This window comes from Anaerobacillus sp. CMMVII (assembly GCF_025377685.1).
GTDB lineage: Bacteria > Bacillota > Bacilli > Bacillales > Anaerobacillaceae > Anaerobacillus.
Window position 1 is genome coordinate 149,488 of the sequence record NZ_JACEHK010000008.1, and the last position, 22,596, is coordinate 172,083.

Below are 22,596 nucleotides of genomic sequence, written 5' to 3' on the forward strand. Positions count from 1 at the left end.
ATACATATAACATTGGAAGTTAGAATGTGTCTTCTCAAAAGAGCCATCGCGGTCCTTTTGAAAAGAGCGTCAGAAAAAGAATGGACGGTGTTCTATGAAAAAAAGAGATATTCTTATGTTTGGATTATGTTTTGCGTTTGTTGCATCAGGATGTAACTCTATTTCTACAACAAATGATAGTACAAATGTAAAAACAATAGAGCGAACGCGACCTCAAATTGAAAAAGCTAGGAATTACAGTATTTTCAATCATGATTTTCAAAAGATATTCGACGTAGAACCTGGAGATCTTTCATTAATCAATTACGAGATTCAGTCCCAGGGCAAGAGTGTTGAGACCTATCATTCTGAAGGTGTTGCATCCTTTCCGGACTTGTATACTGAAGTAGAGGGGATCTTAACCTTCCGGGGCAGCCATTTACGAGATAGACCAGCATATGGGTTAATTTATTCAGGTCAGAGCTTTAAGTTAGAGGAACGTTGGAGCTTTCAAACAGGCGCAAGCCCAAGATGGGGCGGAGGTTCCGGTTGGACCGGTCAACCAAGTATTGTGAAATGGTCAAATGAAGTAAGAGAAATGATGGACATTAAGGAATCGTTCAAAAGGAATGACGATTTTGTTGAAATTATCTATGGTTCACTTGATGGGAATATATATTTTTTAGACTTAAATACGGGGGAAAAAACTCGCACACCGATTACAATTGGTAATCCAATAAAAGGTAGCGTTTCCGTCGATTCGCGGGGGTATCCGCTTCTTTATGTCGGTGATGGTATTAATCAGAAAGCACCATTTGGACAACGGATTTTCGACCTAATTAATCGTACTGAGTTGTATTTCTTAAAAGGGGAAGATCCTTTTGCATACCGAAATTGGGGGGCTTTTGACAGCTCTCCGTTAATAAACCGTCTAACTGATACGCTAGTCGGCGCTGGTGAAAACGGCATATTTTATCAAACGAAACTTAATACAAACTTTGACCTGGCTAATCAGACGATATCAGTTAATCCAGAACCTGTGAAATATCGTTATAAAATAAAAGGGAATAATCATCAAGGAATTGAGAATTCAGTGGCAGTTTACGGGAACCTTGCATTTTTTGCAGATAATGGTGGTAGCATTCAAGGAATTGATTTAACGACAATGAGTCCATTTTTTGCGTTAGGCCCTTTAGATGACACTGACTCGACGATTGGCATTGATAGCAGTAATGGCACGCCATACCTGTATACAGGAACAGAAGTAGATATCATTGGCAAAGATGGTGATGCTCATATTCGAAAAATAAATGCTTTAACAGGAGAAGTTGTTTGGGATGTAAAGTATCCTGCTTTTTATTACGATGGTGTCAATGGTGGGGTATTAGCAAGTCCTGTTATTGGCAAAAAAAATATCGATGAGCTCGTCATCTATACACTTGCAAGGTATAAACAGCGTTACTCAGGACTAATGGTCGCTTTGCATAAAGAAACCGGTGAAGAAATTTGGCGATGGGAAATGCCTCATTATGCATGGTCTTCTCCTGTAGATGTTTATGATGAACATGGGAATGCTTTTGTTGTTCAGTGCGATTCGATCGGGAATATGTATTTTTAGATGCCTCTACGGGTGAGATCATTGATACAATTAATTTGGGGGCAAATATTGAATCATCGCCAGCTGTTTTTGAAAATATGATTGTCGTTGGGACTCGTGGTGGTAAATTTTATGGAGTAGAAATTCAATCAGTTAAATAAGAAAGGCGCAAGCGCCCTAGGTAGCCCCGACAAGCAAATGTTCTTCGATAAAAAAGTGGGCTCTTTCACTTTATTATCGAAGGTTATTTGACCTCGAGGGGCTGGGCGGTGGAGCTAGACAATTATTACGTTGAAATTTTATACATTCTTATCTTTTAAAAAAAAGCGCAAGCGCCTTCGTATGGCGCTTGCGCTTTTCTAATTATTTTGCAAATACATGGTTTCCGATGGTAATCGTGTGTTGTCTAGTTGCAATCCAATGACTTGTAGCAATCGCAGGATTGTAGAAAAATAATGATCCTCGTCCTTGACCTCTAAAGGCAATCGCTTCGTCAACAGCACGAATTGCAGAAGCAGTCGGTGTTTGGTTAATCGAACCTGTACGGACTGGTGTAAATTGTCCTGCTTGATAGATGACGCTATTAATTGTGTTCGGGAATTGTGAACTATCTACGCGGTTTAAAATAACTGTTGCTACGGCAACTTGCCCAGCATATGGTTCACCTTTTGCTTCTGCTGTTACTAATTGAGCCATTAGGCGCTTTTCAGCCGCTGTAACAGAAGAAGGAATAGTTAAACGCTCACCGACGAAAATAGTATCTCCCGTTTTATTATTTACTGATTTAATTGCATTTACCGATACACCGTATTGGTTGCCAAGTAGCCATAAGGTGTCACCACTTTTAACAGAATGCACTGTTGAAGCATCTGCTTGTTGGCCTCCGACAAAAAATAACGACAACGCTAGTGAAAAAGTCATAATTAGTTTACGCATTGTATAATACCTCCGCTTTAATCTATTAGTTTTTTTCTAGCTCGTTTACTAGACTAACAGATTAATAGGGGAGATTCATTAGGTAAACACTGGTTTAAATTCCAGTCGAAAAATGAGAAAGAAAAAGGTGGCGTAGTAAAAACGCGTCAAATCAATAAGTAAAACGCTTACAAAGTTATTGTAGGAAAGTAGTTTGTTAGATTAGTTACCAAGTTTGTTGTAGTGAAAATTCAGAAATATATAATAACACTTAATAAGCGGTGTTAACGAAAAGTTAACTAGAAAAAATTAAAGGGGTGTTGAATATGGATCCAATTTATTTAATGAACAATGTCTGGATTATCATTTGTTTTACACTAGTTTTATTAATGCAAGGTGGATTTATCTTACTTGAAGCAGGTTCAACCCGAATGAAGAATGCTGGACATATTGCGGGTAAGACGATTTTTACAGTGGGTGTCGCTTCTCTTGTTTTTTGGGCAGTAGGGTATGGTTTCATCTACGGTGAAGGAAATACCTTTATTGGCTTGTCTGACTTTTTCTATGGTGATTTCACAAGCGTAGTCGATGGATTAGCTGGCTCAGTAGACTTTATGTTTCAGTTAGCATTTGCGGCCATCGCCTTAACCATTGCTTTTGGAGGCTTTGCAGAAAGAGGAAAGTTATCAGCTTATGTAATCTTTGCAATCCTTTTCTCAGCTTTTGTCTATCCAGTTGTCGCTCACTGGATTTGGGGTGGTGGCTGGTTGGCTGATCATGGTAAACAAGACTTCGCTGGTTCGACTGTTGTACATTTAACAGGTGCCATGGCGGCTTTAGCTGCAACAATGATTTTAAAACCTCGTATCGGAAAATACAACAAAGATGGTTCAGCAAATGATTTAGCTGGTCACAACCAAGTATATACAGCTTTAGGTGTTTTAGTTCTTTGGGTGGGGTGGTTTGGCTTTAACGCAGGTAGTACGCTAGGTGTAGAGGATGCATTCTTTGGTTATGTGGCCCTAAACACACAGTTAGCAGCAGCAGCTGGAGCAATTGCCGCAATGTTTATCGTTTGGGCTGTTGCTGGAAAAGCTGACATCCCAACCACTCTAAATGGGGCATTAGCAGGGCTTGTTGCAATTACAGCATCATGTGCGTTTGTAGCGCCATGGGCAGCAGTTGTGATTGGACTGATCGGTGGGTTAATCGTATTCTTCAGTATGAAATTTTTTGAAAAGGCAAGAATTGATGACCCTATTTTCGCACTATCCGTTCATGGCGTAGCAGGTGTCTGGGGAACAATCTCAACAGGCTTTTTTGCAACACCAGAACTGGCAGCGTTAAATGGAGGTTCTGCAGGGTTACTTTATGGTGGTGGTTTCGGTCAATTAGGAGTACAGATTATGGGGGTAGTTGCCTGTGGTGCGTTCGCCTTTATCGTATCTTACCTTATCTTAAAAGCAATGGATAGAGTTATGGGTGGGATCCGAGTGACGGAAGAAGAGGAAATTATCGGCCTTGACTTAAGCGAACACGGAAGTTACGGTTATCCTGAAAGCATGCCGGAAAAAACGAGCAAAGGAGCTTAATATAAGCCCATTTGTAAGGAGAATGATTTTCTTGAAAAGTTATTCGCACTTAAAGGATTGGCGTAAAAAAACGATTCAGACAGTTTCTTGTGATTTTCAAAAGTTAAATACGTTTCATGATGATTTGATGAAGCGAACAGTTCAAATCGCATTAGAAAAAGTAGAAAGTGAGTGGGGAAAGCCCCCTACTCACTTTGCTTTCTTTGTTATGGGTAGCGCGGGAAGAATGGAACAATCGGTCTGGAGTGACCAAGATCATGGTCTTGTTTGGGAGGGTTCTGGCGATTTTCAAGAATATTTTTAAGATTAGGAGCAGAGATTACGAAGGGGTTAACGATCGTTGGTTATGAACAATGTGAAGGTAACGTGATGGCACAGAACCCACGTTGGTGCAAATCAACAATCTCTTGGCAACAGCAAATTCAAGCTTGGTTGCATGAAGCAGACTGGGAATCGCTGCGATATTTTACAACTTTCTTTGATTCACGTGTTTTGATAGGTGAGGATGAACTACTGGTCAACTTAAAAAAAGTCGCTTTTGCACAGCTGACTTTGGCGCCGGCATTATATAAGAGATTGTATGAGAATGTTGGTTTTATCAAAAAAGGAATGGGCATATTTGGGCAGCTTTTACCCGAAGAAAAAGGAGACGCAGCTGGAACGATTAATGTAAAACAAACCATTTTTTTTCCTTATGTAAATTCACTTCGATTATTAGCTATGCTTGAAGGCATCTTACATTCTAGTACGATTGAACGATTTAACCTTTTACCGGATAATTATCAAGAAATAAAAGCGTATCAAGATGATTTTTTTAAGCTTTTGAATTACCGTTTATATTATCAGAAGAACGCTAGTAGTTATCAAAAAGTACATTTACTGCCAGTAAAATCGATGAATGCAAGGGAAAAAGAAGCCTTAAAAGAAATGATGAAACGAGGACGTAGGCTATTTTTAAAAACAAAGGATATCATTAATCAAAGGTGTTCACGATGAATATGAACCAGATGATGCAATTTTTACGGCAAATTCCAGGAAAATTAGGGTCTAATTCTTATTCATCTCTTGCGAACCAAAATGAACTTAGGAATGTTGCTTTTTGAGACAATTACAGAGAGAAATAAAGAAGCAGGATGTTCTTGCGATACCTTTTTCAAACTTAAAGCTCGTTGTTTTTGATATCGAAACAACAGGATTTTATCCTCATAATGGTGATCAGATTTTATCAATTGGTGCAGTGAAAATACAAGAGGGAGAGGTACTTGAGGAAGAAACATTTTATTCTCTCATTTACAATGAACAGGGGCCGCCGGAAAAAATAGCCGACTTAACTGGTCTTTTAAAAGAGGAGTTGCTTAAGGCACCACCAATAACTAAGGTATTAGAAGATTTTTTTGCTTTTGTACAAAGTGATCCCCTTATTGCCCATCATGCAAATCATGAGCGAAGTTTTATGCAGCATGTGACTTGGGCAATCTTAAAAACACGCTTTGAACATCGAGTTATTGATACTTCCTTTTTAACGAGAATTGTTGAGCCACATTCACCAAATATTACGTTAGATGACTGGTGTGTTTCCTATGGAATTCGTATTAAGAAACGTCACCATGCGCTACATGATGCAATAGCCACAGCGAAATTGTGGGTGGAGTGCGTACGTTTGGTAGAGGAAAAAGGGTATCAATCTTTACAAGATGTATACTCTTACCTTGCTAAACTTAAATAATAAGTTCATTCGGTAAGGAACTGTAAAAAACGGGGTTCAAATCAGGGGGAATAGCGACTTTGATATGTAAGAAACTGTAAAAACGGTATTCGAATCGGACAGAATAGAGCATCAATCTGTAAGAAACTGTAAAAACGGTGTTCGATTCGGACTGAATAGATCATCAATCTGTAAGAAACTGTAAAAACGGTGTTCGATTCGGACTGAATAGAGCATTGATCTGTTAGAAACTGTAAAAACGGTGTTCGATTCGGACTGAATAGATCATCAATCTGTAAGAAACTGTAAAAACGGTGTTCGATTCGGACTGAATAGAGCATTGATCTGTTAGAAACTGTAAAAAACGGTGTTCGATTCGGACTGAATAGATCATCAATCTGTAAGAAACTGTAAAAACGGTGTTCGATTCGGACTGAATAGAGCATCGATCTGTAATAAACTGTAAAAACGGTGTTCGATTCGGACTGAATAGAGCATCGATCTGTGAGAAACTGTAAAAACGGTGTTCGATTCGGACTGAATAGAGCCTCAATCTGTAATAAACTGTAAAAACGGTGTTCGATTCGGACTGGATAGAGCCTCAATCTGTAATAAACTGGAAAAACGAGGTTCGAATCGTCTGAATAGTACCTTAAACTGTTAGAAAGTGTGAAAAGCGACGACATTGCGAATTCCCTGTGAATGCTAATTAATTGGTATTTTTTGACATCGTTTTTTTCACGTAAAACGGTAGGCAAAGCAGTAAAAATAAAACAATAGCGATAACTTCAAGCCAAAGAATATACCAAGGATAGGGGCCGAGCCAATCAAGGATACTTGGTGTAGTTGGTTTTCTAGCTAAATACATATAGTTTGCACCTGTGAGTAGATTTACTATAAAGGCAACTACAGCGAGGGCGTTTAAAACAAGAAATGCCTTAATGGCTGACCGGAATGTTATTGAAAATTTACAAACCCAAATCATATAAAGAATCGCTAAGATAATGGCAAAATGTGCAATGAAATAATGTAAAAAACGAAAATGTGGAAAGGTGTAGAAAAGCTCTGGTGTAATGATTGCTTGAAACGCACCACCAAGGCCGAAAAAATAAATAACTTCAAAAACTTTAGATGAATTGGTAACCAACATAAAAGTGCTTGAAAAAATACTAATCGTGCAGAGATGTAGAGGTAAATTATATTGAATGTCCCATAGTCCAGTTCTAACGGTCCAAGTTAGGAGACTAACTTCCGAGAGAACAAGGGTAGCGAATAAAATCCACCGAACGTGTTTCATGATTTGATGATGGCGATATAGAAATAGTAAGCCAACTAAGCAACCGAATATATACAAGGTCATTAGGTGTTCAAAAGATAAAAAAAGATTTCTATCAATATGTGTCCCAGGGTCAAAAATGAATGGTTTCAATAGTCTCACCTCTAGGTGTAGTGTTCCTCTTTTTTAAGCTTAATCCTCTCTTTTTTTGGGTATTAATATAGAGACAAAAAAGAAGAGGTGAATTAAGGTGCAATTACGAGGAAAAAAGTCATTCAATTGGTAAGTGATGATTTTGAGGATTTGGAATTATGGTACCCAGTATTAAGATTAAGAGAAGAAGGAGCAAAAGTGGATATTGTTGGAGAAGAAGCTAATGTGAAATACATTGGAAAATACGGTGTCCCAATTGAGAGTGACTTAGCTTTTCGAGATATTAATCCTGATGATTATGATGCGTTGTTAGTTCCGGGAGGGTGGTCTCCAGATAAGTTACGTCGCTATGAGGAAGTTCTCCTCATGACAAGAGAAATGGACCACGAAAAGAAGCCGATCGGTCAAATTTGTCATGCAGGCTGGGTATTAATTTCAGCAGATATCTTAAAAGGAAAGAACGTTACGAGTACTCCAGGCATTAAAGACGATATGATCAATGCCGGAGCTACCTGGTTTAACGAAGCTGTAGTTGTTGATGGTCATCTAGTTTCAAGTAGACGACCACCTGATTTACCTGATTATATGAGAGAATTTATTCGAGTTCTAGCTGCAAAATAATCAGTAGTCTCACTTCCTAATGGTAGGAGGTGGGATTTTTTATCTGGCCATCACTCGGCCAATCTTGGTCAAAAAAGTAAGACGCTCTTATTCCTTGATAAAACACAGCTTGTTGGCGTGGTCCCAGTTCCTTTTCGGTAGTTAGTGCTTACTATAATCAACAAAACTCCCTTCATTGAAAAACATTTCAACATTGCAAATAAATTAAAGTATAATAAAAATGAACTTGTTAAAAAGTGGAATAAAAGGAGTGGGAAAATGAAAAAAGGCACGATAAAGTGGGGCAGGTTGTTCTCCTACATGCTTACATTCTTATCTTTTTATATCGTTTACCAAAGAGAGTTTTATCTATTTGAAGATCTGGAGCTAGAAGCTATTTTTGCCTTCACAAAAGAAGTAGCTATGCAAGCCATGATTATTACAAGCATCATTTTTTTCGCTGATCTATTTGCCTCATTTCAAAAGCTTAAAATTTTAGCAATCCTATTGTTTCTTTTTGCAGCGGCTTATTTGATTAACCTTGGATACAACGTATTTCAGCATGAATTAGGTGACTGGACAGTTTTACTAGCGACAGGATTACCTCGATCATATGTCTAATTGTTGCAATTAAATTATCCGTAGATTATATGAGGTATCTACTAAAGGAAACGGAGGTGTAGTTTTTGATAGAAAAAATTCTGACGAAAATTCCTTATTTAAGCAATGCTAAAACCATCGAGGAGCTTACCAAGGGATTTTCGTTTGATAAAAAATATGTTGTTGATCATCAGTACTTATTACGAATATTCTCAAACAGAGAAGAAGCACGAAGGACAGAAGAGTTTACCTGCCTTGGTCAGTTAGCCGCTTATTCAAAGTGTGTTCCAAGGGCGATAGACTTCGGTCGTGTTGAAGGAACAGAGAACTGCTATATGCTCCTTGAATTTCTCCCCGGAGAAGATGCTGAAACTATCTTGCCACGCTTACCAAAAGAAGAGCAATATGTAGTTGGTTTTCAAGCGGGGAGAGAACTAAAGAAGTTACATCAGCTAGCAGCGCCTAAAACTATGCAAGATTGGTATACGTTAAAAAAGCGGAAGAGTGACAACTATTTACACGAGTTAGAAAATGTCCCATGTGACATAGGCTTAAAATACTTGCTCAAAGATTACATAAAAGAACATGAACACCTCATGAAAAATCGGCCGTCATCATTTCAGCATGATGACTTTCATCCGGCTAACTTATTAATTCATAACAATCAATTTTCTGGAATTATTGATTTTCAAAGAATGGACTGGGGAGATCCTCTTCACGATTTGACAAAGTTAGGCTTTTTTTCGAAACGGATAAGCATTGATTTTACCAACGGTGTCGTAGATGGGTATCATGAAGACAAGAAGGTAAGCACTTCGTTCTGGGAGTTATACGCCCTTTATAGTGCTATGCATGTTGTCTCATCACTTGTATGGGGACTAAAGATGAGTCAGGAACAGTACGACGTGTTATTAGAATACTCATTAGAGGTGTTAGCAGATCATGATCAATTTAATCAAATCATACCGAAGTGGTATCGAAAGGAGAACTGAATTGGATAGTATCATTTTTGATTTAGATGGAACGTTATGGGATTCAAGTGAGCAGGTGTTAATGATTTGGAATCAAGTAATAAAGAAATACGAAGGTTTAAATGAAATTACGAAAGAACAACTAGCGGGGTGTATGGGACTTCAAAGTAAGGAAATTGGTGTAAAACTATATCCTTCGCTAGATATAGAGAAACAAGCTGAAATCTTGCGAGAGTGTCACGAACTAGAATGTCCATTTTTAGCAGAGCATGGAGCCACTTTGTACCCAAATGTAGAGGAAGTACTTCAAGTATTATCCGAAAAGTTTAAGTTGTTTATCGTTAGCAATTGCCAAAATGACTATATTGAAGCTTTCTTCCAAGCACATAAACTTGAGAAGTATTTTATCGATTATGAGCATCCAGGGAGAACAGGTCTTTCAAAAGGCGAAAATATAAAGCTAATTATTGAAAGAAACCAGTTAAAGAAACCAATTTATGTTGGGGATACAGAGGGAGATCAAACTGGAGCAAGAGTAGCTGGAGTTCCTTTTGTCTATGCAAGCTATGGATTTGGAAAAGCTACTGAGTATGATTATATCATTAATCATTTTCTAGAATTACCAAGGGTTTTAGAAAGTATGGAATAATCCCACCGACAAAAATTCATCATTTTGTTGAAAATACCTTTAAAAACAGGATAAAAACAGAACCCAAAATTGATAAAATGGAGTTAATGGGAAGTGTAGAAAAAGTTATCAAAGCAACGGGGGAAGGGGAATAAATATGAATACAAATACAAATGAGCCAAATTCAAACCTTAAATCACTGTTAATTTTATCGGGGATTGGATTTATTTTATTAGCTTCTGTTATAACAGGATTTTGGATCTATTCACTTAGCTAAATATAGACTCACAGGGTGGCTTTCATAAGTCATCCTTTTTATTTGCTCAAATAGGTTTCAAGATTATATATCTAGCCAACTAATTGTTATAATATTGTATAAACCTAGGTGAGGAGGAGTGCAGGATGATACTAAGTGAGTTAAAAACTTCGATAGAGCGTGTAGAGTTACTAAAAAATATCGTACGTCCTTTTGCAGAACGTGCATCGAAGCATGATCAGGAAGCAACATTTCCAGTCGAGAATATTGAGGATTTAAAAAAGAGTGGGTACCATACCCTTACTGTACCAGCCCAGTTTGGTGGCTTGGATATATCTCTACTAGAGCTTGTTCAGCTTCAAGAAACAATTGCCAGAGCTGACGGCTCGACAGCACTTGCGATCGGTTGGCATATGGGAATTGTTAAGCACCTTGGAGAGAAGCGCTCTTGGGAACCGGGGATGTTTCAAACTTTTTGTGAAGAGGTTCTTCGGGATGGCGTTCTTATTAACAATGCAGCTTCAGAAAGTGGTACCGGTAGTCCAACAAGAGGTGGGAAGCCTGAAACGACTGCTTTTCGCAAAGGAAATGGTTGGGTAATTACTGGGAGGAAAACATTTACGACAATGTCACCGGTTTTAGATTATTTCGTTGTTAGTGCTAGCATCGAAGGAAGCAATGAGATTGGGAATTTTTTAATACATAAAGATCGAAAAGGATTATTAATAGAAGAAACATGGGATTCCATTGCAATGCGCGGAACAGGAAGTCATGATTTGGTTTTATCAAATGTAGAAATTCCTGATGCGAATTTAGTTGAATATATAACACCTGGAAAAAAACAAGCGACTGGTTGGTTACTTCATATCCCCGCCTGTTATTTGGGAATTGCTAAGGCTGCACAAGAATATGCAATCCGTTTTGCAAGTAGTTACTCACCAAATAGTATTGAAGGGACCATAGCTGATCTACCTTTTGTGAAACAAAAAATTGGTGAAATGGAGTTATATATCCAACAAAGCCAACACTATCTCTACTCAGTAGCCAGAAAGTGGGATGAAAGTAACGAAGAGGATCGGCAAAAATGCGAGCGGAACTTGGGGCAGTTAAACATTCAGTGGTAAATCATGCCATAAAAATTGTGGACCTTGCGATGCGGGTAACTGGAGCACGTAGCCTATCTGAAAAAAATCCACTTCAACGCTATTATCGTGATGTCCGAGCAGGACTTCACAACCCACCAATGGACGATGCTACCATTCTTTTATTAGCCGATGATGCCATTCAATCAAGAGAGACTTTGTAAAATTCAGTAGGGTATTTCTACCAATGATTAGGTGAAGAAAATAAAGTGTTAATTTGCCTAAAGAAGTATTAATATTAATTGGTTTTTATCTTAAGCATTACAAAAAATAGCTACTTTTCCCCATGGGTAAAAGCTAGGCTTTTAATGAAAAGGCTCTTTTCTAAAACCTTGCTCCTGCGGTTACTCGTCGCACAAAAAAACTTGTTGCTTTTTAACTTAAAATAATTGGAAAAATTTCTCAGATGAAGATATCACCCAATAAATTGAGTAAGAAAAGAGCAATACTTACTAAATAAGCAGTGAAATTTTGATATTTTGTGTAAAAATCCTACTTCTGGGATTTTTACGAAAGTAACAAACTTTGCGAAAACAGCCAATGAATAAAATAAAAAATGTAAAATTGACAAATTTTTACGAAACTGTTTCAGGATGAAGAACCATCAATCACCAAATAATAAAATGATTAATTTCAATGGTAAAGGGTGATTTAGAATGAAAGCAGTTACTTACCAAGGGAAAAATTCAGTTGCTGTTAAGGAAGTGGAAGATCCCAAAATACAGGATAGCGAGGATGTCATCGTAAAAATTACCTCTACTGCAATTTGTGGGTCAGATTTGCATTTTATATCAAGGGAATTTTCCATTGCCGATAGGATATGTCATTGGTCATGAGCCGATGGGGATTGTAGAAGAGGTAGGTTCTGGTGTTACTGCTGTAAAAAAAGGTGATCGCGTTGTCGTTCCATTTACAGTAGGCTGTGGAAGATGTTTTTTCTGTGAGCATGAGTTAGAAAGTCAATGTGATAATTCTAATCCACATTATGATTCCGGTGGTTATTTCGGTTATTCTGAGAAATTCGGAAATTATCCAGGTGGACAAGCTGAATATTTACGTGTACCCTTTGGAAATTTTACACCATTTGTCATTCCTGAAAACTGTGAGCAGGAAGATGAAAAGTTGTTATTTTTATCCGATGTCTTGCCAACTGCATATTGGAGTGTCGTTAATGCAGGTGTCAAAAAAGGTGATACAGTTATTGTATTAGGATGTGGTCCAGTTGGGTTATTTGCTCAAAAATTTGCTTGGCTAAAAGGGGCAAGTCGAGTTATTGCGATAGACTATATACCTTTTCGCCTTGAACATGCAAAAAGAGTAAATAATGTCGAGGTCTTTGACTTTACTGAACATGAAGATATGGGTGAAGTACTTAAGGAAGTCACCAAGGGTGGGGCGGAAGTAGTGATCGATTGTGTTGGAATGGATGGAAAGAAATCTCCGCTTGAATATATTGAACAAAAATTAAAGCTTCAAGGCGGTACATTAGGTCCAATTCAAATCGCAACGAAGGCGATAAAAAAAGGTGGAACTTTGCAAATCACAGGTGTGTATGGAGGTTTGTATAACATGTTTCCACTTGGGCCGTTTTTTACAAGAAATATTAATATCAAGATGGGTCAAGCGCCGGCAAGACATTTTATGCCGCATTTATACGACCTCATCGTAAAAGGTGAGATTGACCCAACAACCATAATTACTCATACATTACCACTTGGAGAGGCAAGTGAAGGATACAAAAAATTTAATAACCGTACCGATGATTGTATTAAAGTTATTTTGAAACCGTAAGAAAAAAGGCTGACCAAAGTTGTATTTGGTCAGCCTTAACTATTTTTACTTGTTTTTATAGTTTCCAGTTTTCGTTTTACTCATTGTGCCATTCTCAACAAAACGCTCTAAAATATTCTTAATGCCCATCGTATTTTTGTCAGTGTCTTGTAATTGGGGATTATCTGTTTTTAACGTTTTAGCAGCATCCTCATAAGATATAGCCTTTTTTGAATTTTTTACAATCTTTAGTAGCTGGGTTGCGTAAGTTCTTTTACTCATTCATCATCACCCTTTTCGCTTAATCTTTTAATTATAACATAGTATGGTATAAAAAGTAACAATTCTAGGTGTGAAATGAATACTATATTGGGTTTTCCCAGTTAGAATAAGAACCGGTACCATCGCAACTATAGCACTTATAGTCAAACGAAGGCATATAAATATAGGCATTTGCAGCTGTTGCGTGATAACCTTTGCCACGACAATCTGGGCAAAGTCCTTGCTCTTTCATTTTTGCTAACTTCTTATCCGAAGTTGCTTTTTGCCATTCGAAAAAAGCATCAACTATTTTCATTTTCACCACTCCAAGATTTATTAACTTTAGTATGTGGATTTATTGGTATTTTATTCATTTATTATGAATTAGTGCTAGGCTTGATCGTTTAGTTCTGCTTCTATTTCGAAAATTGTGTATAATAGTGGATAAAGTAAGAACACCTACAAAGGTAATAAGGATGTGTTTGACATGATAAAGCTATTAAAAATGGTGAAGTCTATGCCCCGGAATATTTAGGAAAACAGGATGTCCTTGTAATCGACAATAAAATAGCACAAATTGGCGCTGTCAGTGATAAAATCTTAGAAGTGGATTTAGAGATTGAGGTAATTAATGCAGAGGGTTGCATTATTATGCCAGGGATTATTGACCCTCATGTGCATCTCATCGGTGGTGGCGGGGAAGGTGGCTTTGCAACCCGAACTCCAGAAATTCAGCTTTCAGATATTGTACGGTCGGGGATTACGACAGTTGTTGGTTGTTTAGGGACGGATGGAACGACAAGACATATGACATCGCTTTTAGCCAAAGCTAGAGGATTAGAAGAAGAAGGTATTTCTACATATATTTATACTGGTAATTATCACGTTCCAACTCCAACGATTACTAGTTCCGTAAAAGATGACCTTATTATCGTGGATAAAGTAATAGGGGCCGGAGAAATTGCTCTTTCAGACTCAAGATCAGCACAGCCTTCGGTTCATGAAATTGCAAAGTTAGTAGCAGAAGCAAGAGTTGGTGGGTTGTTAAGTGGGAAAGCTGGTGTCACTCATTTTCATATTGGTCCCGGAAAGCAGCGCCTACAATTCTTGCATCAAATAATGGAAGAGTACGAAATTCCAGCAGCAAAAATCTACTGTACTCATATTACTCGTAGTCCTGAACTTATGAATGATGCGATTGCCCTTGCCAAAAAAGGGGCTTTTGTCGATATGACAGCAGCAAGTGATACAGGAGAATGGTTTGGTTATTACATAGAAAACGGTGGGGATTTACAGCAATTAACCTTTTCATCCGATGGCAACGGCAGTTTACCTGTTTTTGATGAACATGGGAAGCTTATGGGGATCGGAGTTGCTAGTACCTACACTCTTTATGAGCAATTTGTGGCAACCGTTCTTGAGCGAGGTTTTACATTAGAAGAAGTTATCCCTGTTGTAACCTCAAATACAGCGACTGCACTTCATTTAACAAAAAAAGGTCGTTTAACTCAAGGAAATGACGCCGATATACTACTCCTAGAAAAAGATAGTTTAGCAATTAAGCACGTGTTTGCAAAAGGAAAACAGATGGTGAAAAATGGTGAAGTTATTATCAAAGGAACCTTCGAATAATATTGGCATACGCAAGAGCGTCGGATCTTGCGTGTGTTTTTGTTAAAGGCTCTTTTCTAATAGATTGTTGCTTTTACGCCTAAAGTAATTGGAAAAATACATTAGATGAAGATAGCACCCAATAAATTGAGTAAGAAAAGAGCTCTACATATAGTAATGAGATCTTAGTATTTACTTTAGAACGAACCTTGCGAAATCAGCCGAGTTTAGAAAAAATTTGGAGATAACTATATTTAATAAAATGAGGTGAGGCAATGGCTTTTGGTATAAAACGGGAGGAACTCAATGCTTGGAAGGAAAAAGTTAAACAAGGAGAAATCGCCTTTCTCACTCATTATTGGTATGACCCGCGATTTCCCGAGGTTAAAACAGTCACTAAAGTTGGTTGTGCTAATATCGACAGGTTAATTGATTGGGGGCAAAAATATCAAATTCCAGCAAAATATATCGATGACAGGTCTGACTATCCTCACTTTGATCTTCTTGGTGAGCGGCAAATTGAGATTTTGACGAAAGAGCAAATGCTAGCCCAGTTACAGCGGTTTAAACGCTAAGGGTTTTGAGTTTATCTTGGTATATGCGGTTTTTTTAAGGGAATAGCCAATAGATTAACAAAAAGAGGTGAATAGAAAATGAATGGACAAGTGCGTAGCGACATACAACAGGGGATTGAAGTTGAAATCGTTCTAAAGCAAGATCAACGAACAGGGAAGACAACAAGGGGCATTGTAAAAGACATTTTAACAAAATCAGCTAATCACCCTCATGGAATTAAAGTTCGTCTTATGGATGGACAAGTTGGAAGGGTTAAGACAATTCTAAGCAAATAGGTGCCAATAAATAACAGAGTAAGTGGTACACTACTGTGGTATAGATAAGTTAAACAGGAATTTTAGGAGGTAGATCAATGAGTTTCCAGCGATTTTTATTCCTCGTAATAGCCACTTTTTTATTTCTAGCAGGTTGTGCCAATGGGGATGGAGCAAATGGTAATCTAGAAGTAGACCCAGAAGCAGATCCAGTACAAGAAGAACCAAGTGAAACAGAGGCAGAAGAACCACAAGAAGATCCAGTTGATGAGGAGGAAGAAACACAAGCTAGCCCAGAAGAAGTAGCCGATGAAATCGTAATGGCCTTGCAAAAGAAAGAGATGGAAACGATTTCGGATTTTGTTCATCCTAGAAAAGGTGTACGTTTTTCACCATACGCTTTTGTTCAAGTAAATGATGATAAAGTTTTTACAGCTGAAGAAGTAGCAGATCTATTTAACGATGAAACAGTATATAATTGGGGATCGTTTGATGGGACCGGCGAACCGATTGAAATGACTTTTGAAGAGTATTTCGAGCGCTTTGTTTATGACCAAGACTATGTAAATGCAGAACAAAAATCAGTGAATGAAAGGTTGGGACAAGGGAACACCCTTGATAATACAGCCGAAGTTTATCCAGAGGCGAGCGTGGTCGAATATCATTTCGCAAGCTTTGACCCACAATATGATGGCATGGATTGGCGGAGTTTACGACTCGTATTAGAAAATGTAGATGGTACTTGGTACTTAGTAGGTGTCATTCATGATGAATGGACAATTTAAAATGATTTAAGCTGACCGAACTTTGGTCAGTTTTTTCTTTTTTAAATGAATTATGAAGTTGTTTTAACAAATAATAGCAAGGTACATAGTAGAGAAAGTGGGAATTTTCGTGGCTAATATTCATGAAGTTGACGTAGTAATTGTTGGTGCTGGTCTAGCTGGATTAACAGCAGCTATGGAATTACAAAAACGAAATATTTCCTTTGTCGTACTAGAAGCAAGAGAACGATCAGGAGGGAGAATTTTTAGTTTTAAGACAGCCGAAGATATTACAATTGATATGGGAGCACAGTGGATTGGAAAGAACCATTACCGAATAAAAAAGCTCCTCTCCCAGTTTCAGCTTAAAACGGTCTCAACATATGGGAGAGGAAAAACAGTATTTAGTTTAAAGGGAAAAACGACAATGAGTGGGAAGCCACCTCTGCCTGTTTATGCTTACATAGATTTCCTTCAATTTACCGCAAAATTAAATAAAGTTAGCAACCAAATCAATGCAAAGGTCCCTTGGAACAGTGCGTTAGCTAAAGAATTAGATCAAATGACAATGGATCAATATGTCCAAGCAAATATGTACACAACTAGTGGACGCAACTTTTATAAATTTTTAATTGAAGAAATGATTTGTTCAGCTTTACATGAGGTATCAGCCCTAGATGTTCTATGGTGTATCAAAACAGCAGGTTCAGTTCAAGATATCCGAAAATCGGAGGCTTTATGGATTAAAGAGGGGATCGGATTACTTCTTGAGAAGATGGGGGATCAAATCAGCGATAAGCTTGTTTATGATAGTGCTGTAACAGCAATTACCTACGAAAAGGGCTCCGCTCATGTATATACGAGAAAAAATCATATCTGGCAAGCAAAGCGTGTGATTGTCGCAATTCCACCGAATATGCAAGCGAAAATTCAATTTGAACCACCATTGCCAGCGAATAGAGCTCAATTACTAGAACGATCTGGCTTACCATCTGTAACAAAAGTGATTATCGTTTATGATAAACCATTTTGGCGTGATAAAGGACTTAATGGAGTCATCTATTCTGATCAAGGTCCAATTAATGAAACACTCGATAGTTCTCCGAGTGATGGGAGACGAGGGGTCTTAACGGTTCTAATCACAGGTGAATCAGCAAGACATTGTAAAGAACCAGAACATGAGGTAGTAAAAGCACTAGGGGAATTTTTCGGGCCTGAGGCTCTAAATCCGCTACAAGTATTTAGTAAGGATTGGTCAAATCAGCCTTGGACAAGGGGCGGCTATGGTGTTCATTTTGCACCAGGGGTGATTACAAATTATGGATCTTCATTATTAGAGCCGACCGCTTGCCTCCATTGGGCTGGGACAGAAACCGCTACAGAATGGCGTTTGTTTATGGAGGGTGCCGTTCAGTCAGGAGAACGAGCTGCCCAAGAAGTAATTGGCCATTTAGAACGAAACCGAAAATAAATTGGTTTCGTTCTTTTGCGGTTGGGAGTTTGCAGTGGTGGTTGTTTTTTATATGAGCTGTTTTCGGCACGTAGAAGAGTCCAGCATGCCCCAGACGATTGCAAAGTTCAATGGGGCTGACTCTAGGAAATTCTTTGGCTCGAGATCAAATAAACCAGATAATACAAAAACTGCCTTTGTAGTTCAGCGGGGCCTTGAGGCCAAGCTACGTAAACAACGCTTATTTTCCAAAAATAATTTTGTTTCTCAATAAAAACACATTATAATTTAAGTAAGAAAGTGGGGGGAAACATGGGATCTACGATAGAAATCATAAAGAAACGAAAGTCAGTTCGAACATTTGAAACAACGCCACTGACTAGTGAGCATTTAAAGCAAGTGAATGAATACCTAAAAGTAGCTGAAAACTTAGTTGGTCCATTAGGGAGAAAAGCTCGATTTGAAGTTATCCAAATACAAAATAATGTTTCAGATAAAGGCATTAAATTAGGTACCTATGGTTTTATTAAAAATCACCAAGGCTACATTGTTGGAATTATGGAAAATACAAAAATGGGTTTAGTTGAATTTGGCTATATTTTTGAGAAGTTTATTTTATTTGCTACAGAGCTGGGGATTGGTACATGTTGGATTGGTGGGACGTTTAACCGTAATTCTTTCGCCAAAGAAATAAATTTATCTGAAACAGATTTTATTCCTTGTATCACGCCGATTGGTTATGCGAAGGAAAAACAACGACTATTTGATAAGACTCTTCGCTATGTAACAAAGGCTGATAATAAAAAAGCCTGGCATGAATTATTTTTTAAAAGCAATTTTGAAAACCCTGTTTCGAAAGAGGATGTAGGGGATTTTGCTGTTCCAATCGAAATGGTTCGGCTCGGTCCATCTGCTTCAAATAAGCAGCCATGGCGAATTATATTTTCTGAGGATAAAAACGAGTTTTACTTTTATTTAGCACATACGCCTAACTATAATAAGCTTGGGTTTGATATGCAGTTGATTGATATCGGCATTGCGATGTGCCATTTTGAGTTGGCCTGTAAGGAAACAAAATTAGATGGAAGGTGGACTATCTCAGATCCTGGCCACAAACCCCAAAATGAACATACGGAGTATATCATTAGCTGGGTAGCGAACAAGTAGAACTAGAGTTTCCTGTTTTTACAGGTTTTCTGAACGAGTGTAAATGAGTAGACGCAGGTGCATGAAAACCTAGGGAGAATTATCCCTAGGTTTTTTTGTGGTTGTCGTACTAAACAATAAGCTGATTTTTCTCAGTTATGCGAATATCGATGGTGTATGCCTATACCACAAAATAAATAATTAATAAGTTATATTATGTCTTAATAAAGGAGGGAAAAAGATGTGTAATTGTTGTTGTCATGATTTTGCAGATGATTTCCACCATCATCATCACCACTGTAAAAAGGCTACAAAAAAACATCACCATTCATTATCATGCAAATGCTTTATAGATTGTGAAGTTAAAAAATCTCGGGATTTTGATTTTAATTGTTCTTTTTTTCAGATGCCAAAAACCAAGAAATGTCCTGATTTAAAAGATTTAATCTGTAAAATTGAATGTGAATGCTTCAAACGAAAACATTCAAAGAAACACGACCGTGTTTGTGATCACGATCATTGGGGCCATTGTGATGAAGAAAAACATAAAATACACCATAAATGTAATAAACACTCCCATTGTAAGAAACACCATTCTTGGAAGCCTATTTGCACGTGCTGTGGGAAACGAAAATAAATGGAAGATTGGGAATAGGATTTTATAGAACAAGCGAGAAGCCAAGTTAAAAAAGTGCTTATAACTACCACCACTTGTCTATGCCATCAAAATATCCTCGCATAAATTATAGAGAAATCACAGAAACTCTTAAACTAGCCTGATGCTAATTAGTGTTTCTGAGACAAAAAATAAAAGGAGTGAATTTAATGAAGAAAAATACTTGTTCTAACGATGGCTTCGGAATTGATCGCGGCCACGAAAAATGTCCAGAGCCAATGCCTAGTGACTTGGCGAAGACTAAACATTCTTTTTGTGAAGTAGTTGAAGAAATTGATCCAGCAGATTTAGCTAATGATGTCCCGACAGCTGTTGAAGCTGCTGTTCCTCTTGTCGATGTACTGTTACAAGTAGATGTTGAAGCAGATATTCATTTGCCTTTCCCTGCAAGAGAAATTAAGAATATAAGAAAAAATATCTCATTAACTCAGTGTAAAGCAATTCCATCATTTTACGATCCAACTGAAACAGTAAAACTTTTCATCACTGGTGTGATCCACAAAAATATCCAATATGTAGATAGTAATAGTGGTTTTGTCCGTGACTATAGTACAGATGTACCATTTAAATGTGTTCAGTCTGTAACGCTTGAAAATCCATTATTTTTCCCGATTGAAGGTTTTGAATATAGTGTTAAAAACTCTGTATTAGAGAGAAGACAATTAGCCAAAGATGGTCATGGTGCTGACCGTTGTGAGTCTGGATCATTAACATTCGAAATTTACAATGAGCCAATCAAATGTAAATTATTAGCTTCATCAGTGAAAAGCCATGATATTTACAAAGACTTTGATAACTGGGGCAGATTTAATCGTTTTACAGAGAAAAGTGAAGTTCTTCTGTTAGTTAAGTTGATACAAAAACAGCAGATTAGTACAGCTCTTGGTAACGCAGGTGCAGCTGCAGAACCTGGAACAGAAGCTGGAGCTGCAAATGCTGGAGCCCCAACAGAAAACCCAGCTTTAGAAAAGTTACGCCGAATTTTTGGAAGAATGCAATAGAAAAAAGCATAGGTGAGTTCCCCGTCTAGGGAGCTTATCTATGCTTTTTAATGCAAATCAAAATTAAGATCAATATATTGAAATTGAACTAGATTAAATGACAATAAGACACTTCCATTAATGGATAAGCGACTATCTACGAAACTAGGGTTAAAATCATGATACCAACTGGATTTTGTTTTACTAAGTTCACAGTTGATAGTCTCAGTGTACTCCTTTTCAGATTGATAATGATTACTTAACGTTCCGTCGGCTAGTTGAAACATAAATTCAGTCTCTTTACTTTTTTCCGTATCTGGTTTCTGGAGCCAGTGTATATTGGCCGTAGTTTCCCACGGAATTGAGAACTTTTTCGTATGATATGATCCACTTGTACTAGTAAACTCAACGTCAATCGTATATATTCCCTTTAAAAATAGAGTTTTAGCAGGGGGAATTACGTGGCCATTGTAGGACTTTACTGTTATGGACGTTTTTTCGATCTTTTCAGTAGGCAGTGATAATTGAAGCTTTTGATTTATTATATGGTCAACATTCACTTTAGCTAGTAGTATCGGAACTTTTATGATCGGTTTTTGTTTCCTTTTAGTCTCTAGATTTATTTTATTTTTCCAATCCAGATCAACTCTTTTTAAGCAAAATCTCGGTATATTCAAATTATTAGGCTCAAGATCAACACCTTTATTGTGTTGGTCTTTTTTAGTCGTTATTTTGGAAGCTTGAATACCTCCGTTTTCTTTCTCAAGCCAATTTCGTGAATAGGTGCGATTGACAAAAATTGATGAAATATCTTTTTTTTTACGATTTAACCTGATAGTAAAATCCTTTTTTGGTGGTTTAGTGTCACGAAAGGTTGTAGCTATAGTATCTAACTCTTCAGTATGTTCAATTGCGATTTTCTCATCCAACGGATAAAGAGGTTCTTCATTTTGATCATTCTCCATAGGTGGTTCTTTTCCTTCTTTATTTTCCTCTTCACTCTTTATAGTTGGTTCATCAATTACTAGTACAGTATCGGGAATTTCTGTTTCTATTTCTTTTTCAACTTCAATCTCTTCAATAAGTCCTTCTCGTTTACCTTCATTAGCTTCAAATGTTCCTTCTTGTTCGTCTTCATTGGTTTCCTTGAGAACTACAAGTTCCTTTTCATTTTCATTGGTTTCATCGAGTTTTTCTTTAGAATGGCTTATAACTGCGATGATATTTTCGTTGAATGTCTGCCCTTCATTTGAGGAAGCTTCAATTAATGGTTGTTCAAAATCTTTCATTAATTGCTCAGTAGGTTCCGTATTTTCGTCTATGTTTTCTGGAGTTGTTGTGTATTCTTCTACAAGATTATCTGTTTTTTTAGTTGTAATATCATCAAAATTACTTTCCTTTACCAGTCTTGTTGTTTCGTTTTCATCTTTAGTTTTAGTAAAGCCTAGACGAATGATTTTAGGTGAAGTTTGTGGAGGAGGAAAGATAACAACAGTTGCTTCGTTTATTTCTGTTTCTCGTCTGGTAGGAAGATATTTTGTACTTTTATTTTTAGGGTCAAATGGTAAATACGGTTGTTGAGTGTTTTTACGGCTCATAATGTTCCCTCCTCTCATATGTATAATCTTAATAGAAGCATTTTAATATTTTCTATTTCAACCATGATAGTCGAAATGTCAGCTCACCTCAGTTCG

Annotated in this window: 23 protein-coding genes and 2 pseudogenes; 20 read left to right on the forward strand and 5 right to left on the reverse strand. The window is 37.4% G+C overall.

Features of this window, described 5'->3' with window-relative positions; all coding sequences use genetic code 11:
* The first annotated feature begins 94 nt into the window (after positions 1-94).
* Positions 95-1,597: a PQQ-binding-like beta-propeller repeat protein gene (locus H1D32_RS11395; RefSeq protein WP_261178418.1), complete on the forward strand. Its 1,503-nt coding sequence runs from the start codon at positions 95-97 to the stop codon at positions 1,595-1,597.
* Positions 1,567-1,737 (forward strand): PQQ-like beta-propeller repeat protein, encoded by a 171-nt coding sequence (locus tag H1D32_RS11400; RefSeq protein ID WP_261178419.1) that lies wholly within the window; start codon positions 1,567-1,569, stop codon positions 1,735-1,737. The genes H1D32_RS11395 and H1D32_RS11400 overlap by 31 nt, the downstream gene beginning before the upstream one ends.
* Positions 1,738-1,939: 202 nt before the next feature.
* On the opposite strand, the gene H1D32_RS11405 is transcribed toward H1D32_RS11400, so the two are convergent.
* Positions 1,940-2,512 carry a cell wall hydrolase gene (locus H1D32_RS11405; protein WP_261178420.1) on the reverse strand — a complete coding sequence of 191 codons (573 nt, stop codon included), beginning with the start codon at positions 2,510-2,512 and terminating at the stop codon, positions 1,940-1,942.
* 305 nt (positions 2,513-2,817) lie between these two features.
* On the opposite strand from H1D32_RS11405, the gene H1D32_RS11410 reads away from it, so the two are divergent.
* The 4 genes and pseudogenes from H1D32_RS11410 (at position 2,818) to H1D32_RS11425 (ending at position 5,809) form a co-directional block, all read left to right on the forward strand.
* Entirely contained in the window at positions 2,818-4,083 is a 1,266-nt protein-coding gene (locus H1D32_RS11410; RefSeq protein WP_261178421.1) for an ammonium transporter, read from the forward strand.
* A 127-nt stretch (positions 4,084-4,210) separates the two neighbouring features.
* A pseudogene (locus H1D32_RS11415) lies at positions 4,211-4,470 on the forward strand (DUF294 nucleotidyltransferase-like domain-containing protein); the annotation flags it as partial.
* 222 nt (positions 4,471-4,692) lie between these two features.
* Positions 4,693-5,079 carry a putative nucleotidyltransferase substrate binding domain-containing protein gene (locus H1D32_RS11420; protein ID WP_261178623.1) on the forward strand — a complete coding sequence of 129 codons (387 nt, stop codon included), beginning with the start codon at positions 4,693-4,695 and terminating at the stop codon, positions 5,077-5,079.
* A gap of 103 nt (positions 5,080-5,182) precedes the next feature.
* The gene (locus H1D32_RS11425) at positions 5,183-5,809 is read left to right on the forward strand and encodes an exonuclease domain-containing protein (protein WP_261178422.1); all 627 of its coding nucleotides are present in this window, start codon (positions 5,183-5,185) and stop codon (positions 5,807-5,809) included.
* Positions 5,810-6,497: 688 nt separating this feature from the next.
* Here the strand turns inward: H1D32_RS11425 and H1D32_RS11430 are convergent.
* Positions 6,498-7,217 (reverse strand): YwaF family protein, encoded by a 720-nt coding sequence (locus tag H1D32_RS11430; protein ID WP_261178423.1) that lies wholly within the window; start codon positions 7,215-7,217, stop codon positions 6,498-6,500.
* A 102-nt stretch (positions 7,218-7,319) separates the two neighbouring features.
* On the opposite strand from H1D32_RS11430, the gene H1D32_RS11435 reads away from it, so the two are divergent.
* From H1D32_RS11435 to H1D32_RS11460, 7 genes and pseudogenes are all read left to right on the forward strand, one after another.
* Entirely contained in the window at positions 7,320-7,838 is a 519-nt protein-coding gene (locus H1D32_RS11435; protein ID WP_261178624.1) for a type 1 glutamine amidotransferase domain-containing protein, read from the forward strand.
* A 258-nt stretch (positions 7,839-8,096) separates the two neighbouring features.
* Entirely contained in the window at positions 8,097-8,438 is a 342-nt protein-coding gene (locus H1D32_RS11440; RefSeq protein ID WP_261178424.1) for a hypothetical protein, read from the forward strand.
* A gap of 65 nt (positions 8,439-8,503) precedes the next feature.
* Positions 8,504-9,409, forward strand: coding sequence for an aminoglycoside phosphotransferase family protein (locus H1D32_RS11445; RefSeq protein ID WP_261178425.1), 906 nt, complete (start codon positions 8,504-8,506; stop codon positions 9,407-9,409).
* Between the two features lies 1 nt (position 9,410).
* Positions 9,411-10,037 carry an HAD family hydrolase gene (locus H1D32_RS11450; protein ID WP_261178426.1) on the forward strand — a complete coding sequence of 209 codons (627 nt, stop codon included), beginning with the start codon at positions 9,411-9,413 and terminating at the stop codon, positions 10,035-10,037.
* A 381-nt stretch (positions 10,038-10,418) separates the two neighbouring features.
* Positions 10,419-11,396, forward strand: coding sequence for an acyl-CoA dehydrogenase family protein (locus tag H1D32_RS11455; RefSeq protein ID WP_314733403.1), 978 nt, complete (start codon positions 10,419-10,421; stop codon positions 11,394-11,396).
* Entirely contained in the window at positions 11,357-11,578 is a 222-nt protein-coding gene (locus H1D32_RS24990) for an acyl-CoA dehydrogenase family protein (protein ID WP_314733404.1), read from the forward strand. Before H1D32_RS11455 ends, H1D32_RS24990 begins: the two co-directional genes overlap by 40 nt.
* Positions 11,579-12,070: 492 nt before the next feature.
* Positions 12,071-13,205: pseudogene (locus tag H1D32_RS11460) on the forward strand (zinc-dependent alcohol dehydrogenase).
* A gap of 45 nt (positions 13,206-13,250) precedes the next feature.
* Here the strand turns inward: H1D32_RS11460 and H1D32_RS11465 are convergent.
* Positions 13,251-13,466 (reverse strand): hypothetical protein, encoded by a 216-nt coding sequence (locus H1D32_RS11465; protein WP_261178427.1) that lies wholly within the window; start codon positions 13,464-13,466, stop codon positions 13,251-13,253.
* An 82-nt stretch (positions 13,467-13,548) separates the two neighbouring features.
* A complete protein-coding gene (locus tag H1D32_RS11470; protein ID WP_261178428.1) occupies positions 13,549-13,761 on the reverse strand; it encodes a methionine aminopeptidase in 213 nt (70 codons plus the stop codon).
* A 182-nt stretch (positions 13,762-13,943) separates the two neighbouring features.
* Here H1D32_RS11470 and iadA point away from each other — a divergent pair, with 182 nt between their 5' ends.
* The 7 genes from iadA (at position 13,944) to H1D32_RS11505 (ending at position 20,923) form a co-directional block, all read left to right on the forward strand.
* Entirely contained in the window at positions 13,944-15,077 is a 1,134-nt protein-coding gene (gene iadA / locus H1D32_RS11475; RefSeq protein WP_261178625.1) for a beta-aspartyl-peptidase, read from the forward strand.
* Positions 15,078-15,331: 254 nt separating this feature from the next.
* Entirely contained in the window at positions 15,332-15,631 is a 300-nt protein-coding gene (locus H1D32_RS11480; RefSeq protein WP_261178429.1) for a hypothetical protein, read from the forward strand.
* A 78-nt stretch (positions 15,632-15,709) separates the two neighbouring features.
* On the forward strand, positions 15,710-15,907 hold the full coding sequence (locus H1D32_RS11485) for a YwbE family protein (protein ID WP_261178430.1): 198 nt from the start codon (positions 15,710-15,712) through the stop codon (positions 15,905-15,907).
* 77 nt (positions 15,908-15,984) lie between these two features.
* Complete coding sequence (locus H1D32_RS11490; RefSeq protein WP_261178431.1) at positions 15,985-16,671, forward strand: hypothetical protein; 687 nt, start codon at positions 15,985-15,987, stop codon at positions 16,669-16,671.
* Positions 16,672-16,768: 97 nt separating this feature from the next.
* The gene (locus tag H1D32_RS11495; protein ID WP_261178433.1) at positions 16,769-18,121 is read left to right on the forward strand and encodes a flavin monoamine oxidase family protein; all 1,353 of its coding nucleotides are present in this window, start codon (positions 16,769-16,771) and stop codon (positions 18,119-18,121) included.
* A 291-nt stretch (positions 18,122-18,412) separates the two neighbouring features.
* Positions 18,413-19,267, forward strand: a complete 855-nt coding sequence (locus tag H1D32_RS11500) for a nitroreductase family protein (RefSeq protein ID WP_261178434.1) — start codon at positions 18,413-18,415, stop codon at positions 19,265-19,267.
* Between the two features lie 804 nt (positions 19,268-20,071).
* On the forward strand, positions 20,072-20,923 hold the full coding sequence (locus H1D32_RS11505; protein WP_261178435.1) for a CsxC family protein: 852 nt from the start codon (positions 20,072-20,074) through the stop codon (positions 20,921-20,923).
* A gap of 47 nt (positions 20,924-20,970) precedes the next feature.
* On the opposite strand, the gene H1D32_RS11510 is transcribed toward H1D32_RS11505, so the two are convergent.
* Entirely contained in the window at positions 20,971-22,500 is a 1,530-nt protein-coding gene (locus H1D32_RS11510; protein ID WP_261178436.1) for a hypothetical protein, read from the reverse strand.
* Positions 22,501-22,596: the final 96 nt, after the last annotated feature.

Bases quoted from the DNA above. Each gene is read 5' to 3' on its own strand.
- H1D32_RS11395 (WP_261178418.1), top strand. From the start codon at position 95: ATGAAAAAAAGAGATATTCTTATGTTTGGATTATGTTTTGCGTTTGTT.
- H1D32_RS11405 (WP_261178420.1), bottom strand. From the start codon at position 2,512: ATGCGTAAACTAATTATGACTTTTTCACTAGCGTTGTCGTTATTTTTT.
- H1D32_RS11410 (WP_261178421.1), top strand. From the start codon at position 2,818: ATGGATCCAATTTATTTAATGAACAATGTCTGGATTATCATTTGTTTT.
- H1D32_RS11420 (WP_261178623.1), top strand. From the start codon at position 4,693: ATGGGCATATTTGGGCAGCTTTTACCCGAAGAAAAAGGAGACGCAGCT.
- H1D32_RS11440 (WP_261178424.1), top strand. From the start codon at position 8,097: ATGAAAAAAGGCACGATAAAGTGGGGCAGGTTGTTCTCCTACATGCTT.
- H1D32_RS11455 (WP_314733403.1), top strand. From the start codon at position 10,419: ATGATACTAAGTGAGTTAAAAACTTCGATAGAGCGTGTAGAGTTACTA.
- H1D32_RS24990 (WP_314733404.1), top strand. From the start codon at position 11,357: ATGCGAGCGGAACTTGGGGCAGTTAAACATTCAGTGGTAAATCATGCC.
- H1D32_RS11465 (WP_261178427.1), bottom strand. From the start codon at position 13,466: ATGAGTAAAAGAACTTACGCAACCCAGCTACTAAAGATTGTAAAAAAT.
- H1D32_RS11470 (WP_261178428.1), bottom strand. From the start codon at position 13,761: ATGAAAATAGTTGATGCTTTTTTCGAATGGCAAAAAGCAACTTCGGAT.
- H1D32_RS11480 (WP_261178429.1), top strand. From the start codon at position 15,332: ATGGCTTTTGGTATAAAACGGGAGGAACTCAATGCTTGGAAGGAAAAA.
- H1D32_RS11485 (WP_261178430.1), top strand. From the start codon at position 15,710: ATGAATGGACAAGTGCGTAGCGACATACAACAGGGGATTGAAGTTGAA.
- H1D32_RS11490 (WP_261178431.1), top strand. From the start codon at position 15,985: ATGAGTTTCCAGCGATTTTTATTCCTCGTAATAGCCACTTTTTTATTT.
- H1D32_RS11500 (WP_261178434.1), top strand. From the start codon at position 18,413: ATGGGATCTACGATAGAAATCATAAAGAAACGAAAGTCAGTTCGAACA.
- H1D32_RS11505 (WP_261178435.1), top strand. From the start codon at position 20,072: ATGAAGAAAAATACTTGTTCTAACGATGGCTTCGGAATTGATCGCGGC.
- H1D32_RS11510 (WP_261178436.1), bottom strand. From the start codon at position 22,500: ATGAGCCGTAAAAACACTCAACAACCGTATTTACCATTTGACCCTAAA.